A 14,229-nucleotide genomic window follows, 5' to 3' on the forward strand; every position below is an offset into this window, starting at 1 on the left:
TGGCTTCCGCCGCGTGTACTTGTATACAAGTATAATAACCGTGGAGGTTCCCCCATGCCAGATTCACGCGCCCGGAACACGGGCGCCCATCTTGTCTACGCCGAGCTGAAGCGCAAGATCCTCACCCTCGAACTGAAGCCGGGGGAGCGCCTCTACGAGCCCGCAATGGCGTCCGCGCTGCAGGTGAGCCGCACGCCGCTGCGGGAAGCCATCCGCCGGCTGATCTCGGAGGACCTCCTGGAACAGCAGCCCACTGGCGGGGTGCTGGTGCCGGTACTGGACGCAGCAGTGATTTCGGAGCTGTATGAAGTCCGCGCGGCGATCGAGTCCCTCATGGCCCGGAACGCCTGCATCAAAGCAACAGCGGCGGACCTCGAAGCCCTCCACGCCATCCTCGCCCGCAACGCCGCGCTGGTGGAGTTTGCCGACGACGCAATGCAGCAGGGCATGGCGCTGCACGCAAAGATCGCCGCGATCGCCGGCAACTCGTGGGCCCGGCGCTTCCACGGCCAGGTCTCCAGCCAGATGGAGCGGTACCGGCATTTCACCAACAGCACGCAGGAACGGCGGGACCAGGCCCTCGTCCAGCACCGGACGCTGGTGGACGCCCTCGCTGCCGGCAACCCGGACCAGGCCGCGAAAATTGCCTTCGAGCACGTGATGGGAGCGCGGGATGCGGCGCTGAAGGCCATCGCGGGCAGCGGCCTGGCCACCTCATGATCGGGGAGCTCGGACGCCGCTCGGCCACTGCCCTCCTCATTCACTCCGCGCTGATCCAGGCCGTGACCTTCCTGGTCCGGCCGGCCGCCACCTACCGTGCCCTGGAGCTGGACGTTCCCGGGTTTGCCCTGGGCCTGCTGGCGGCCAGCTACGCCGTCTTCCCCCTGCTGCTTGCCGTTCCGACGGGCGGCCTGGTGGACAGATTAGGTGAGCGCTGGCTCATGGCCATGGGATCCGCCGTCGTCCTTGCCTCGTCTGCCTTCCTGTTGCTGTGGGGTTCGTCGATCGCAACGCTGGTCATTGGAACCGCCCTGCTGGGCGCGGGCCAGCTGGCATGCGTTGTTGGCCAGCAGGCCGTGGTGGCCAACAACGCCGCCGCAACCCGGATGGATTCCGGCTTCGGATACCTGACCTTCGCGGCGTCCCTGGGCCAGGCCCTGGGGCCGTTGGCCATCTCCCTGGTGGGCGGGGCCGCCGTCCGCCCTGACACCCAGGCAATCTTCCTCCTCTCCGTCTGCATGGGCCTGGTGCTTTTCCTGACCACCTTCGCCGTGTCCGCCAAGGTCAGCGGCGGGAGGAAGGCCGCTGCCAAGGGCACCAACGGCAGCGCTGTTTCGCTGCTGAAGACACCCGGTGTTGCCCGTGCGCTCGCCACCAGCGCCACCGTCCTCGCCGTTGTGGACCTGACCATGGTCTACCTCCCCGCACTCGGAGCCGACCGCGGACTGAGCGCGGCAACCGTGGGCGCCCTGCTGACTGTCCGGGCCGTGTTCTCGATGGTTTCCCGGATCCTGCTGGGACGCGCATCCCGGAAACTGGGGCGGATGCGGCTCCTGCTGCTGAGCCTCGCCCTGTCCACCGTTGCGCTGGCGGTGGCCGCAATTCCCATGCCGGCGTGGCTGCTGTTTGGAGTCATGGCCGTGCTGGGACTCGGCCTCGGAATCGGCCAGCCGCTCACCATGTCCTGGCTGTCGTCGCAGGCGCCGCCCGGCCAGCGCGGCAGGGCACTGGCCCTCCGGCTCGCGGGAAACCGGGTGGGCCAGGTGATCCTGCCCAGCGCCATCGGCGGGGTGGCGGCCGGACTTGGCGCAGCCGGAGTTTTCCTGGCGTCGGCAGTTGTAGTGGGCGGGACACTCCTGCTGCTCCGGGGCGTCGAGCTGGACTAGCTACGGCAGCCGGCCGGGCCGCAGCAGGCTCGGCACGCCTGCCTGCCCGGGATCCAGGGGAACCGGACTGACCAGGACGGCAGGGCCCCGGTACAGGATGCCGCTCGACACCACGCGGCAGCGGATCCCGCCCCTGCCGCGCATCGCAGCATGGCCTCCCGGCGCCAGCACCTCGTTCATCCAGGCGCAGGGGTGCGCGGGACGCCCGCCGTGGAACCCAACCCCGGAACCGCCCCATTCCAGCGTGAAGTCCTGCCCCAGCAGCGGAGCAAGGTGCGCTCCGCGGAGGATCACGTTTCGGCGGGTGGCCAAGGGGTCAAACGGCCCGGCCGCAAGTTCCGAGGCCATGGCTTCCAGGGCTTCGACGGCGAACAGCGTCACGGCGGCGTCCATATGGGCGGCTTTTCCGAAGAACCGGTCGCCCACGATGCCCTTGCCCGCCACCACTTCCGCGGCCTGGGCGTCGAACGTCGGCACATCGGCGGCACCGTCCCGCGCCCGCCCAAAGTAGGCGTGCCCTGGTGACACCAGCAGGTGCAGGATCTCCACGTCATACCGGTAGTGTTCGGCCATACCGCCAGCCTAAGGCCAGGGCGGATAACGTCGGCAGAAAGTCATCCGTCATACATCCCGGAGTAACCTTGCCCCGGGAGAATTCGGGGTGGGGGGAACTTTCCGGAACAGTCGAGAGGACCCGTCATGACACGCAATGACCGCATATTTGTCGACTCCTGCCCTGAACTGGCACCGGGGGACGCCATCGAAGCGTTCCACAGGGGCGCCCTGGTCCACCGCGGGCCGGTCATGGATTCACTCCCGGACCATGGGCTTTTCTGGATCCTTGACACGGTGACGGGTGACCGGTGCCTCCTGGACATGTCTGAGCTCACCGTAGTGCGCATGCCAGCCCATTACCGTGAAGTCAGGGTCGCGGCAGCCGGGCCCTAGCCAACATATGCCGCCAGGTGCCTGCCGGTGAGCGTGGAGGCGTCAGCCACCAGCTCGGCCGGCGTGCCCTCAAAAACGATCCGGCCGCCGTCGTGCCCTGCTCCCGGGCCCAGGTCGATGAGCCAATCGGCGTGCGCCATGACCGCCTGGTGGTGCTCGATGACAATCACCGATTTGCCGGAGTCGACGAGCCGGTCCAGCAGGCCCAGCAGGTTCTCCACATCGGCGAGGTGCAGGCCGGTGGTGGGCTCGTCCAGCACGTAGACGTCGCCCTTCTCCGCCATCTGCGTGGCGAGCTTGAGCCGTTGGCGCTCGCCGCCGGAGAGCGTGGTGAGCGGCTGGCCAAGGCTGAGGTAGCCCAGGCCCACGTCCTCCAGCCGGTCAAGGATGGTCCGGGCAGCCGGTGTTTTGGCCTCGCCCTCGGCGAAGAAGGCGGCCGCCTCGGTCACGGACATGGCCAGCACGTCGGCGATGTTCTGCCCGCCGAGGGTGTATTCAAGGACGGACGCCTGGAAGCGCCGGCCTTCACAGTCCTCGCACGGGGACTCGACGGTGGCCATGACACCCAGCTCGGTGAAGATGACACCGGCGCCGTTGCAGGTGGGGCACGCGCCCTCGGAGTTGGAGCTGAACAGCGCGGGCTTCACCCCGTTGGCCTTGGCGAACGCCTTGCGGATGGGCTCCAGCAGGCCGGTGTAGGTGGCCGGGTTGCTGCGCCGGGAGCCCCGGATGGCGCCCTGGTCGATCACCACCACGCCTTCGCGCTTGGCCACCGAGCCGTGGATCAGCGAACTCTTTCCCGACCCGGCCACGCCCGTCACCACCGTCAGGACGCCCAGGGGGATATCGACGTCGACCGCCTGCAGGTTGTGCGTGGACGCGCCGCGGACCTCCAGCGCCCCGGCAGCCTTCCGGACACCGTCCTTCAAAGACGCGCGGTCCTCCAGGTGCCGCCCCGTGATGGTGTCGCTGGACCGCAACCCCTCCACGGTGCCCTCGAAGCAGACCGCGCCGCCGTTGGTGCCCGCCCCCGGTCCGAGGTCGACGACGTGGTCCGCGATGGTGATCATTTCAGGTTTGTGCTCCACCACCAGGACGGTGTTTCCCTTGTCCCGCAGCTGCAGCAGGAGCTGGTTCATCCGCTCGATGTCGTGCGGATGAAGGCCGATGGAGGGCTCATCGAAGACGTACGTGACGTCCGTGAGGGAGGACCCGAGGTGCCGGATCATCTTGGTGCGCTGGGCTTCACCGCCGGAGAGGGTGCCGGCGGGCCGGTCCAGGCTGAGGTAGCCCAGGCCGATGTCGGAGAAGGAGTCCAGCAGGTGCTGGAGGCCCTTGAGCAGGGGAGCCACGGAAGGGTCCCTGAGGCCGCGGACCCAGCCGGCGAGGTCGCTGATCTGCATCTGGCACAGCTCGGCGATGTTCTTGCCGTTGATCCTGGAGGACAGGGCCTGCTGGGTGAGCCGGGTCCCGTGGCACTCGGGGCAGGTCTGGAAGGTGACCGCCCGCTCCACGAACCGGCGGACGTGGGGCTGCATCGCCTCAGGGTCCTTGGACAGCATGGACTTCTGGATCTTGGGAATGATCCCCTCGAACGTCAGGTTGATGCCCTCCACCTTGATCTTGGTGGGCTCCGCGTAGAGCATCGTGTCCAGCTGCTTCTTGGTGAACTTGGCGATGGGCTTGTCCATGGGCAGGCCCATGCCCTCGAACAGGCGTCCGTACCAGCCGTCCATGGAGTAGCCCGGAACAAGGAGCGCGCCCTCGCTCAGGGACTTTTCGTCGTCGTACAGTGCGGTGCGGTCAATGTCGCTGACGTTGCCCATCCCCTCGCACCGCGGGCACATGCCGCCCAGGTACACGGCCTGCTGGACCACGGCTTTCTCGACACGTCCGCCCTTTTCCGTGGACATCACGCCGCTGGCCTTGCGCGTGGGAACGTTGAAGGAATAGGCCGTGGGCGGGCCCACATAGGGGGAGCCCAGCCGGCTGAAAAGGATGCGCAGCATCGCGTGGGCGTCGGTGGCCGTCCCCACGGTGGAGCGCGGGTTGGCGCCCATGCGCTCCTGGTCCACGATGATCGCCGTCGTGAGCCCTTCCAGGAAGTCCACCTCGGGCCGTGCCAGCGAGGGCATAAAGCCCTGGACAAAGGCGCTGTAGGTTTCGTTGATCAGGCGCTGCGACTCTGCGGCGATGGTGGCGAACACCAGCGAACTCTTGCCGGAGCCGGAGACGCCGGTAAACACGGTCAGCCGGCGTTTGGGCAGCTCGACGCTGATGTCCTTGAGGTTGTTCTCCCGTGCCCCCTGCACGCGGATAAGTCCGTGGGTGTCAGCGATGTGCACGCCAGTTGTTTCGGTATGGCTGTGGGTGCCTGTGTCCGTGCTCATGCGTCTCCCTGTGCTTGGTGCGGCTTACGGCTGCTGGTTGATGCGGACGGTGTTCCCTGCCGGGTCGCGGAAGGCGCAGTCGCGGATCCCGTACGGCTGGTCCACCGGCTCCTGGACCACGTCGGCCCCGGTCGCCTCGACTTTTGCGAACGCCTCGTCCACGTCAGGTGCGGACAGGATGACGGTGGCGTAGGTGCCCTTGGCCATCATCTCCGCGATGGTGCGGCGCTCGTCGTCCGTGATGCCCGGGTCCACGGCCGGCGGGTGCAGGACGATGGACACATCAGGCTGTCCGGCGGGACCCACGGTGATCCAGCGCATGGTGCCGCGGCCAACGTCGTTGCGGACCTCGAAGCCCAGGGCGTCGCGGTAGAACGCCAGCGAGGCGTCCGGATCGGTGTGCGGAAGGAAGGTTGAGGAAATGCTGATGTTGTTCATGGCAGTCATGCTAATTGCGGCTCCGGCGCGGGCGCTTCTCGATTCCTGACCGGTCTGGTGACCTGTTTCGCCACGCACGCGGGGATGCCCGCCGTGGACATCGCCGCTTCCTGTTTGTAGGTGCTGGGCGGCATCCCCACCAGTTCGGTGAAGCGGGTGCTGAACGTCCCCAGCGAGGAACAGCCGACGGCGAAGCACACCTCCGTGACGGAGAGGTCGCCGCGGCGGAGGAGCGCCATGGCCCGTTCGATGCGGCGGGTCATCAGGTAGCTGTAGGGGGATTCCTGGTAGGCGAGCTTGAACCTGCGGCTGAGGTGCCCGGCTGACATGTGGACTCCCCGGGCCAGGGATTCGACGTCCAGCGGCTGCGCGTACTCCCGGTCGATCCGGTCCTTGACGCGGCGCAGCAGCATGAGTTCGCGCAGGTGCGGGTCAGTAGCTGGATGGGGGGTCACAACTCAGATCGTGCTACTCCTTGGCGGAGTTGTCCAGAGGCCGGGGAGGCCCCCGCCGTGCGCGTTAATCTCATGTTCGCGCAGGGTATGATTATCCCGCCGACCAACAAACGAGGTCCTCGCCTGCTTACGGGCTCGAGTAAACGGTTTGTCCGGCAAGGCCTGATCCAGCCAGCAGTGGCCTCCGGCAATAACCCACCCCCAAAACCATCAACACCCTTTGCCTGGCCCCTGCCTGCCGGGCACAACCCCTGAGAGGACTCCATGGAACTGCTGTGGGAGATTGCCGGCTGGGCCGGCGCGGTTGCGATCCTCAGTGCATACCTGGCCGTTTCCATGGGTTGGTTGAAGGCCGGGAAAGGTTTCCAGACCGCGAACCTCCTCGGCGCCGTCGCCTTCATCATCAACGGATCAGTCCACGAAGCATGGCCTTCCGTGGTCACGAATGTGGCCTGGTTCCTCATTTCCGCCATTGCGCTTGTGCGCATGCGGTCGGGGGGCCAGCCGCCGGTGGTGCCGCCTGAGGACCCGCAGGTTCAGTTCCCTGGCGTCCCGGACACCACCGGCCAAATGGCTGTTGTTGAGGTTCTTACTGGTTCCGTTCACGGCGACGACGGCGGTCACCGCCCGGTGCGCTGAGGCGCTCAGCGCGCTGACCGGCTCAACGCGCTGACCGCCTCAACGCGCGCACGTCCGGGGGCGCAGGCCCTTTTAGGAAGCTTCCTGGGCCTGGAGCGCGTCCACATCCTCAGCGAGGACGGTCAATTCCACGCTCGTCGGCCGCTCAACCGTGCTGCTGATGCGTACGGCCGCACCGCTGTGCGCTGATTCGAGCACTGATTCCATGACTTCCAGGGCGTGGTAGGCGAGGGTGCCGCCTGCGCGGGGCTCAGCGCCCTCAGGGGTGGAGGCAAGGTCGGCGATGCCGAAGCCGCGCCCGGCGTCGACGTAGCCGGCGGACACTGGAAGGGTTTCCCAGTCCTCGGCACCGAGGGAGAACAGTTCCACGTCGCCGTCGAAGTGGTTCGGGTCCGGCACCACCAACGACCCGCGCTCGCCGTGGATTTCGATGTTCGGGGACTTGGACTTCACGGCGTCGAAGCTCATGAACAGCGTGGACAGCGCACCGGAGGCGTGGACCAGGACGCCGGTGACGTGGGAGTCGATGTCCACCGGGACCTTTTCGCCCTGGCGCGGTCCCGAACCGATGGTGCGCTCATTGCGCGTGTGGCTCGCTGCGCCGATGACCGAGACTACGGGGCCCAGCAGGGTGACAAGGGCGGTCACGTAGTACGGACCCATGTCCAGGAGCGGCCCGCCGCCGGGCTGGTAGTAGAAGTCCGGGTTCGGATGCCAGCGCTCGTGGCCGGGCGTCACCATGGTGGCGCTGGCCGAGATCGGCGCACCGATCAGTCCGTCATCAATGGCCTTGCGTGCCGTCTGGATGCCGGTGCCGAGCACCGTGTCAGGGGCGCAGCCGACGGCGACACCTGCCTTGCGTGCCGCGTCCAGCACCTCACGTGCTTCGGCAGTTGTTGCAGCGAGCGGCTTCTCGCCGTATACGCTCTTTCCGGCGGCGATCGCTTTCAGCGCCACTTCGGCGTGCGCGGCGGGGATGGTCAGGTTCAGGACAAGTTCGACGTCGTCCGCGACGAGCAGTTCGTCCACGGACAGCGCCCGGACGCCCTCGTACTGCTCCGCCACAGCCTGCGCCCGCGCCGGGTCCAGGTCCGCCACCGCCACCAGTTCAATCTGGTTGAGCTTGCGGAAGTTGGCGAGGTACTGGGCGATGATGGCTCCGCAGCCAACGATTCCCACTTTCAACGGCTTGCCCACAGCAGGCCCCTTTCGATGATGGTGCGGACGTTCTGGTCCTGGAGGATTTCCACACGGTGCCCGGGGGTGACCACGAAGATGCGGCCCTTGCCCCACTGGCGGGTCCAGATGGCGGGGGAGGTGACTTCGCGGTTCCAGGGGTCCCACTCGCGCACCTTCTGGGTGGTGGTGGCCAGGACGTCGATGTAGTCGTCGGAGAGCACCCAGTACTGTTCAGTCACCAGGTCAAAGTCCTTGATGCCCTTGGTGATGGGGTGCTCCGCGGCGGCTGGCAGCATGTTGACGGTGTAGGGCACGTAGTTGTCGGACTGCTCGCCGATGCATTCGTCCGGGTGCTTGCCGGGGTGGCAGGCGAACTGGCCGCCGATGAGGTGCAGGTAGTCGGAATTGTTGCGGTAGGAATCGGCGATGCCGCCGTGCCACCCGGCCAGGCCTGTGCCGTTTTCCACCGCCGCGCGCAGCCCGGCGAACTCGTCTTTTTCAATGGTGGTCATGGTCATGCACTGCATGACCAGGTCCACCCCTGCCATGTAGTCGGCGTCCGCGTAGACCTTGGGCGACTCCTCGATCCGGACGTCGTAGCCGTTGTCTTTGAGGAAGGGGATAAAGAGCTCGGTGGCCTCGTACGGCTGGTGGCCGTCCCAGCCGCCGCGCACCACCAGGGCACTCTTGCGATCTGTCATTTCGGGTTTCCTTTTGTTTGGCTGCCGGCCGCAGGGGGCCGGTGAAAGCAGGTGGGCCGGTGAAAGGTAGGGTCAGCGGCTGGCGAAGGCGGCGTCGAACGCGGCTGCCGGCGGGGCGATCCTGGCCAGTTCCTTGACCATCGCCAGGGCCTGCGGGGCGCCGACGAGTCGGTCCATGCCGGCGTCCTCCCACTCGATGCTGGTGGGGCCGCTGTAGCCGATGGCGTTCAGGGTCCGGAAGATCCGGTTCCACTGCACGTCCCCGTGCCCCGCGGTGACGAAGTCCCAGCCGCGCCGGGGATCGGCCCAAGCCAGGTGGGAGCCCAGGCGGCCGTTGCGGCCGTCCAGCTGGCGGACGGATTCCTTCACATGGACGTGGAGGATGTGTTCTGCAAAGTCCTGCAGGAACATCACCGGGTCCAGGTCCTGCCAGATGAAGTGGGACGGATCGAAGTTCAGACCGAAGCTCTTGCGGTGCCCGATCGCTTCCAGGGCGCGCTTTGCCGTCCAGTAGTCGTAGGCGATTTCGGACGGGTGGACCTCCAGGGCGAAACGGACGCCCACTTCGTCGAAGACGTCCAGGATGGGGTTCCACCGGTCCGCGAAGTCCTGGTACCCGGCGTCGATCATGGCCTGGGAGGCGGGCGGGAACATGGCGACGGCTTTCCAGATGGAGGATCCGGTGAAGCCTGTCACCGTTTTGACGCCCAGGCGGGCGGCGGCCCGGGCGGTGTCCTTCATGGACTCTGCTGCCCGGCGGCGGACTCCTTCAGGATCGCCGTCGCCCCAGATTTCTGCGGACAGGATGCCCTGGTGCCGCTCATCGATGGGGTCGTCGCACACGGCCTGGCCAGTGAGGTGGTTGGCGATGGCGAAGACCTGCAGGTTGTTCTTCTCGAGGATGTCCAGCCGGCCCTGGAGGTAGTTGTCGTCCTCGGCAGCGCGGCGGGGGTCCAGGTGGTCTCCCCAGCAGGCGATCTCGAGCCCGTCAAAGCCCCACTCGCCGGCGAGCCGGGCCACCTCCTCAAACGGCAGGTCGGCCCACTGGCCGGTAAAAAGCGTGATTGGTCGTGTCATTGCGGTTCCTTGGTTGTACTGAAGCTGGCGGCGTTGCTCAGACTTTTTGCCATTGGCTGGAGTTCGCGGCGCTGGATTCCACGGCCGCGAGGACCCGCTGGACCTGCAGGGCATCGGCAAAAGACGGTTCGGGCTGGCGGCCTTCACCGATCGCGGTAACGAGGTCCACCACCTGGTGGGTGAAGCCGTGCTCGTAGCCCAGTCCGTGGCCGGTGGGCCACCAGTTGCCCACGTACGGGTGCTCCGGTTCGGTGACGAAAATCCGGCGGAAGCCGGCGTCCGGGGACTCGGCCGCGTCATAGAAGGACAGGACGTTCATGTCCTCGAAATCAAAGGCCAAGGAACCCTTGGTGCCGTTGATTTCCAGGCGCATTGCGTTCTTCCTGCCCAGCGCGTACCGCGTCGCTTCGAAGACGCCGACGGCACCTGCGGAGGCGGCGCCGCCGTCGAACTTTGCACTGAAGATGGCCGCGTCATCAACGGTGACCTTGCCTCGGGGCGCGTCGCTGCTGAGGTCGCCGTGGCCGCCCAGGCCCACCAGGTCGCCGGCCAGCGGGCGTTCCGGGACAAACGTTTCCAGCAGTGCCGAGACGCCGGTGATGTTCTGCCCGGTAACCCACTGGGCGGCGTCAATGCTGTGCGCCCCGATGTCCCCCAGGGACCCGGACCCGGATTTGCTCTTGTCCAGCCGCCAGGTCATGGGGGCGTCGGCGTCCGAGAGCCAGTCCTGCAGGTACTGTGCCCGGATATGCCGGAGGTCGCCCAGCCGGCCCTGTTCCACGAACCGCTTGGCCAGCGCCAGGGCAGGCGTGCGGCGGTAGCTGAAGCCGCACATCGAGAAGATGCCCTGCTTCGCCGCGGTCTCTGCCGCCAGGGTCATCCGCTCGGCTTCCTCCACGGAGTTGGCCAGCGGCTTCTCACACAGCACATGCTTGCCGGCCTCGAGGGCTGCGATCGCAATCTCGGCATGGGTGTCGCCGGGGGTGCAGATGTCGATCAGGTCGATGTCGTCCCGCTCGATCAGGCGGCGCCAGTCCGTCTCCACCGATTCCCAGCCAAGCTTGTCGGCTGCGGCCTTGGCGGCGTCAGCGTTCCGGCCGGCGACGGCGGCGAGCTGCGGCTGCAGCGGCAGGTCGAAGAACCGGGGCGCGGTGCGCCAGGCGTGGGAGTGGGCTGCACCCATGAAGGCGTAGCCCACCATTCCCACGCGAAGGGGCTTTGCGGTGGTCATAGGAATGTCCTTTCTATTTGCTGAAGCCCGCAGTGAGGCCGCTGAGGAGCTGGCGGCGGCCCACGACGTAGAGCACCAGGATGGGCAGCGTGCTCAGCATCACCGAGGCGAGCACCGCCGGGATGTTGACGCTGTACTCGCCCTGGAAGCTCCACAACGCAAGGGGCAGGACGCGCAACCCGGGGCTCTGGGTGAGGACCAGCGGAAGCAGGAACCCGTTCCAGACGTGCAGGCCGTTGTAGATGGCGACGGTCACGATGGCCGGACGGGTCAGCGGGAAGGCCAGCCGCCACATGATCTGCCACTCACTGCAGCCGTCCAGCCGCATCGATTCGAACAGTTCATTCGGAACGTCGCGGATGAAGTTGGAGAGGATCAGTACCGTCAGGGGTATGGCAAAGGCAATGGATGGCAGCATCAGCGCAAGCAGGCTGTCGTACAGGTTCAGGCGGATGATCATCAGGTAGATGGGGATGATCGTCGCCTGGAGTGGGATCGCCAGTCCCATCAGGAACATGCCGTTGACCATTTTGAGGAACCTGCCGCTGCCCCGGACGATGGCAAAGGAGGCCATGAAGGAAATCAGCACGGCGGGGGCTACAGAACCAATGGTGACGATGGCACTGTTCATGAAGTACTTCGCAAAGTCGGCTTCAAGGACCAGTTGGTAGTTTTCCAGTGTGGGTGCCGTGGGAAGTGCCAGCGGGTTCTGGCCGAAGTAGCCTTCCTGTGTCTTCAGGCTGGTGATCACCACGTAGTACACCGGAATGATGATGATGGCGAGCCAGATCCAACCACCCAGACCCGCTGGGATGTTGAGCCGCCGCAACCGGGACGCGAAGCCGGGGGCGCGGGCTGGCGAGGCGGCAGCGGAACCAGCCCCGGTTTCCTCCGTGCTGGTGTTCAAGACGGTGCTCACGCTACAGACCTTCCAGTTGGCTGCCCTGCTTGTCCTTGCCTCCGAGGCGCTGGAGGAGCAAGGCAAGGGCAAGGCCGATGAGTACGAGGATGACGGCGATGACGCTGGCGGGGCCCATCAGGTTGGCCCGGAAGCCCCGGAGGTACATGTCCAGGGCCAGGATCCTGGTCGAGTTGCCCGGGCCGCCGCCGGTGAGGACGAAGATCAGGTCGAAGTACGTCAGCGACCCCACCACCATCAGGGTGGAAGAGGTGATGATGGTGTACTTCAACTGGGGCAGCGTGATGTGGAAGAACTGCTTGATGGTTCCGGCCCCATCGATCTCTGCGGCTTCGTACAGCGACCTGGGGATCTGCCGCACGCCGCCTTGGTAGATCAGCGTGTGGAACGGCACGAACTGCCAAGCGATCACAAAGATCACCAGGCCCAGGGCCAGGTGAGGGACTCCCAGCCAGTCTTGGGCCAGGAAGGGCAGCCCCAGTCCGGTGGCCAGGCCGAAATTTGGATCCAGCAGTGCCTTGAAAGCAATGGCCACGGCTGCCGAGGAGAGGAGCAGCGGCAGGAAGTACAGCACGGCCAAGGCGGCCCGGTAGCGCTGGCTTCCTGCCGTGAAGACTCCCAGGAGCAGGCTGATCGGAGTCTGCACGAGCCAGGAAGCGATCATGATCAGGAAGGTCAGCCCCAGGGCGTTGTACAGCCCGGGGTCCGCGAGGACGGAGAACCAGTTGTCCATGCCTGCCACGCCGATGGCACCGATGCCGTCCCAGCTGGCGAAGCTCAGGATGAACACGCCGGCCAGCGGCACCACGGCGAAGACCAGGAAGAAGAACAGGGCGGGCACGGTCAGCCATGCGAGGGCAGCCTTGCGCTTTCCGGCTTGCTCGGACTCACCCCTTACGGCAGTAGTCCGGCGCGCGGTGGAGACGGCGTTACTCATTTTCCGAGGGTTGCATTCATGTTCTCGGCGAACTGCTGCGGCGTGATCGACTTCAGGAAAAGCTGGTCGATGTTGTTCAGCAGGGTCTCGGCGGCCGTGGGGCTAAGCGCCTGGTCCCAGGACTGCTGGAAGTTCGGCGCGTTCTTGGCAAGGTCGTAGACGAAGTTCAGGAAGTCCTTGTCGGGGGACGTGTCCAGCTTGTTTTCGATGCCGTTGACGATGGGCACAGACCCGGAGTTGATGTAGGTATCGATCACCGTCTCGGTCAGGATGCCGTCCTTGAAGAACTTCTTCGCCGACTCCTTTTCCTTGTCGGTGGCCTTGGAGGAGATCGACATGTACTGGGCCGGGTTTCCGACGCCGTTCTTGGGGTTGCCCTTTCCGCCCGGAACCGTGGGGAACTGGACGAAGCCCAGTTTTCCGTCCTGGACGAAGTTCTGGCCGTTCTTCTTCATGCCGCCGTAGGTCCAGGTGCCGTGCAGCATCATGGCTGCCTTGCCGGTGAACAGGAGGGCCTGGTCCGCGTTGGAGTCTGCGGTGATCGAGGAGAAGCCCTTGATGAAACCTTCTGCCGAGACGAGTTCCTGGATCTTGGTGCCGGTCTCAATGACGGCCGGGTCCATCCAGGCATTGGGTTTGCCTTCGAAGATGGCGTTGAAGACTTCGTGGCCGCCGATGCGGTCCAGGAGGTATTCCAGCCACATCATGGAGGTCCAGCGGGACTGTCCACCGAGGGAGAAAGGTGCCACGCCCATGTCGTTGAAGGTCTTGACCAGCGACATGACGTCGTCCCAGGTCTTGGGCGGCTGGACGCCGGCCTTCTCGAACAGTTCCTTGTTGTAGAACAGGACAATCGGAGCAACATACTGGTTGGGCAAGGCATAGATCTTGCCGTTGACGGTGGCTGCACCGAAGGAGGACGGGAAGAACTTCTTTTTCAGGTCCGGGTTTTCTTCAAACCAGCTGGTGAGGTCGTCCACCTGGTTGGCCTCTGCGTAGGTCTTCAGCGTGCCGCCGCCCCAGCCGTAGATGATGGTGGGGGCCTGGCCCGCGCCGATCGCGGTTTTGATCTTGGTCTTGTAGGCGTCGTTCTGGAAGTACGTCACCGTGATCTTGTTCTCGGGGTTTGCCGAGTTGAAGGCGTCCACTGCCTTCTGCATGGTGGTCTCGTTCGGTTGACCGGAGAGGTACCACATGCTGGCGCCACCGCCGCCGCTGGAGGTGCCCGGGCCGGACGTCCCGCACGCCGCGGTCGCAGCGACGGCGAAGGGGGTGAGGGCGGCAAGGGCGAGGAAAGAGCGGCGGGAGGACTGAGGCTGCTTCATTGCTTCTCCATCTGGAATTTGCTTCTTTGCAAGTATTGGAGCTTCGGCTCCAATGCCACTTTTCGAAATATTTCGAAGCTGTGGTTTAGGTCACTCTCTAAACT

General features: G+C 65.7%; 15 protein-coding genes. 4 read left to right on the plus strand and 11 right to left on the minus strand.

Annotated features, from left to right (window positions below):
• Nucleotides 1-54 precede the first annotated feature (54 nt).
• The gene (locus FHJ30_RS00590) at nucleotides 55-720 is read left to right on the plus strand and encodes a GntR family transcriptional regulator (RefSeq protein ID WP_139027333.1); all 666 of its coding nucleotides are present in this window, start codon (nucleotides 55-57) and stop codon (nucleotides 718-720) included.
• Nucleotides 717-1,886 (plus strand): MFS transporter, encoded by a 1,170-nt coding sequence (locus tag FHJ30_RS00595; protein ID WP_139027334.1) that lies wholly within the window; start codon nucleotides 717-719, stop codon nucleotides 1,884-1,886. The genes FHJ30_RS00590 and FHJ30_RS00595 overlap by 4 nt, the downstream gene beginning before the upstream one ends.
• On the opposite strand, the gene FHJ30_RS00600 is transcribed toward FHJ30_RS00595, so the two are convergent.
• Entirely contained in the window at nucleotides 1,887-2,459 is a 573-nt protein-coding gene (locus FHJ30_RS00600; RefSeq protein ID WP_139027335.1) for an MOSC domain-containing protein, read from the minus strand.
• Between the two features lie 126 nt (nucleotides 2,460-2,585).
• On the opposite strand from FHJ30_RS00600, the gene FHJ30_RS00605 reads away from it, so the two are divergent.
• Nucleotides 2,586-2,834 (plus strand): hypothetical protein, encoded by a 249-nt coding sequence (locus FHJ30_RS00605; protein ID WP_139027336.1) that lies wholly within the window; start codon nucleotides 2,586-2,588, stop codon nucleotides 2,832-2,834.
• Here the strand turns inward: FHJ30_RS00605 and FHJ30_RS00610 are convergent.
• The 3 genes from FHJ30_RS00610 to FHJ30_RS00620 are packed head-to-tail and all read right to left on the minus strand — an operon-like array spanning nucleotide 2,831 to nucleotide 6,075.
• Nucleotides 2,831-5,224: an excinuclease ABC subunit UvrA gene (locus FHJ30_RS00610; RefSeq protein ID WP_139027337.1), complete on the minus strand. Its 2,394-nt coding sequence runs from the start codon at nucleotides 5,222-5,224 to the stop codon at nucleotides 2,831-2,833. The genes FHJ30_RS00605 and FHJ30_RS00610 overlap by 4 nt on opposite strands.
• Before the next feature lie 24 nt (nucleotides 5,225-5,248).
• Nucleotides 5,249-5,671 carry a VOC family protein gene (locus tag FHJ30_RS00615; protein WP_139027338.1) on the minus strand — a complete coding sequence of 141 codons (423 nt, stop codon included), beginning with the start codon at nucleotides 5,669-5,671 and terminating at the stop codon, nucleotides 5,249-5,251.
• Entirely contained in the window at nucleotides 5,668-6,075 is a 408-nt protein-coding gene (locus FHJ30_RS00620) for a helix-turn-helix transcriptional regulator (protein WP_139027585.1), read from the minus strand. Before FHJ30_RS00620 ends, FHJ30_RS00615 begins: the two co-directional genes overlap by 4 nt.
• A gap of 306 nt (nucleotides 6,076-6,381) precedes the next feature.
• Between FHJ30_RS00620 and FHJ30_RS00625 the strand changes: the two genes are divergently transcribed.
• Nucleotides 6,382-6,756 (plus strand): YgjV family protein, encoded by a 375-nt coding sequence (locus FHJ30_RS00625; RefSeq protein WP_139027339.1) that lies wholly within the window; start codon nucleotides 6,382-6,384, stop codon nucleotides 6,754-6,756.
• Nucleotides 6,757-6,828: 72 nt separating this feature from the next.
• On the opposite strand, the gene FHJ30_RS00630 is transcribed toward FHJ30_RS00625, so the two are convergent.
• The 7 genes from FHJ30_RS00630 to FHJ30_RS00660 all read right to left on the minus strand — a co-directional run bounded on the left by FHJ30_RS00630 (nucleotide 6,829) and on the right by FHJ30_RS00660 (nucleotide 14,125).
• Complete coding sequence (locus FHJ30_RS00630; RefSeq protein WP_139027340.1) at nucleotides 6,829-7,953, minus strand: Gfo/Idh/MocA family protein; 1,125 nt, start codon at nucleotides 7,951-7,953, stop codon at nucleotides 6,829-6,831.
• Nucleotides 7,938-8,636: a ThuA domain-containing protein gene (locus FHJ30_RS00635; RefSeq protein WP_139027341.1), complete on the minus strand. Its 699-nt coding sequence runs from the start codon at nucleotides 8,634-8,636 to the stop codon at nucleotides 7,938-7,940. Before FHJ30_RS00635 ends, FHJ30_RS00630 begins: the two co-directional genes overlap by 16 nt.
• A 72-nt stretch (nucleotides 8,637-8,708) precedes the next feature.
• Nucleotides 8,709-9,713: a sugar phosphate isomerase/epimerase gene (locus FHJ30_RS00640; RefSeq protein WP_139027342.1), complete on the minus strand. Its 1,005-nt coding sequence runs from the start codon at nucleotides 9,711-9,713 to the stop codon at nucleotides 8,709-8,711.
• A gap of 37 nt (nucleotides 9,714-9,750) precedes the next feature.
• On the minus strand, nucleotides 9,751-10,944 hold the full coding sequence (locus FHJ30_RS00645; protein WP_139027343.1) for a Gfo/Idh/MocA family protein: 1,194 nt from the start codon (nucleotides 10,942-10,944) through the stop codon (nucleotides 9,751-9,753).
• Between the two features lie 13 nt (nucleotides 10,945-10,957).
• On the minus strand, nucleotides 10,958-11,863 hold the full coding sequence (locus FHJ30_RS00650) for a carbohydrate ABC transporter permease (RefSeq protein WP_139027344.1): 906 nt from the start codon (nucleotides 11,861-11,863) through the stop codon (nucleotides 10,958-10,960).
• A 1-nt stretch (nucleotide 11,864) separates the two neighbouring features.
• Nucleotides 11,865-12,800: a carbohydrate ABC transporter permease gene (locus tag FHJ30_RS00655; protein ID WP_139027345.1), complete on the minus strand. Its 936-nt coding sequence runs from the start codon at nucleotides 12,798-12,800 to the stop codon at nucleotides 11,865-11,867.
• Entirely contained in the window at nucleotides 12,797-14,125 is a 1,329-nt protein-coding gene (locus FHJ30_RS00660; protein ID WP_139027346.1) for an extracellular solute-binding protein, read from the minus strand. Before FHJ30_RS00660 ends, FHJ30_RS00655 begins: the two co-directional genes overlap by 4 nt.
• Nucleotides 14,126-14,229: the final 104 nt, after the last annotated feature.

Origin of the sequence: Arthrobacter sp. BB-1 (assembly GCF_006151685.1) — a bacterium.
Taxonomy (GTDB): domain Bacteria; phylum Actinomycetota; class Actinomycetes; order Actinomycetales; family Micrococcaceae; genus Arthrobacter.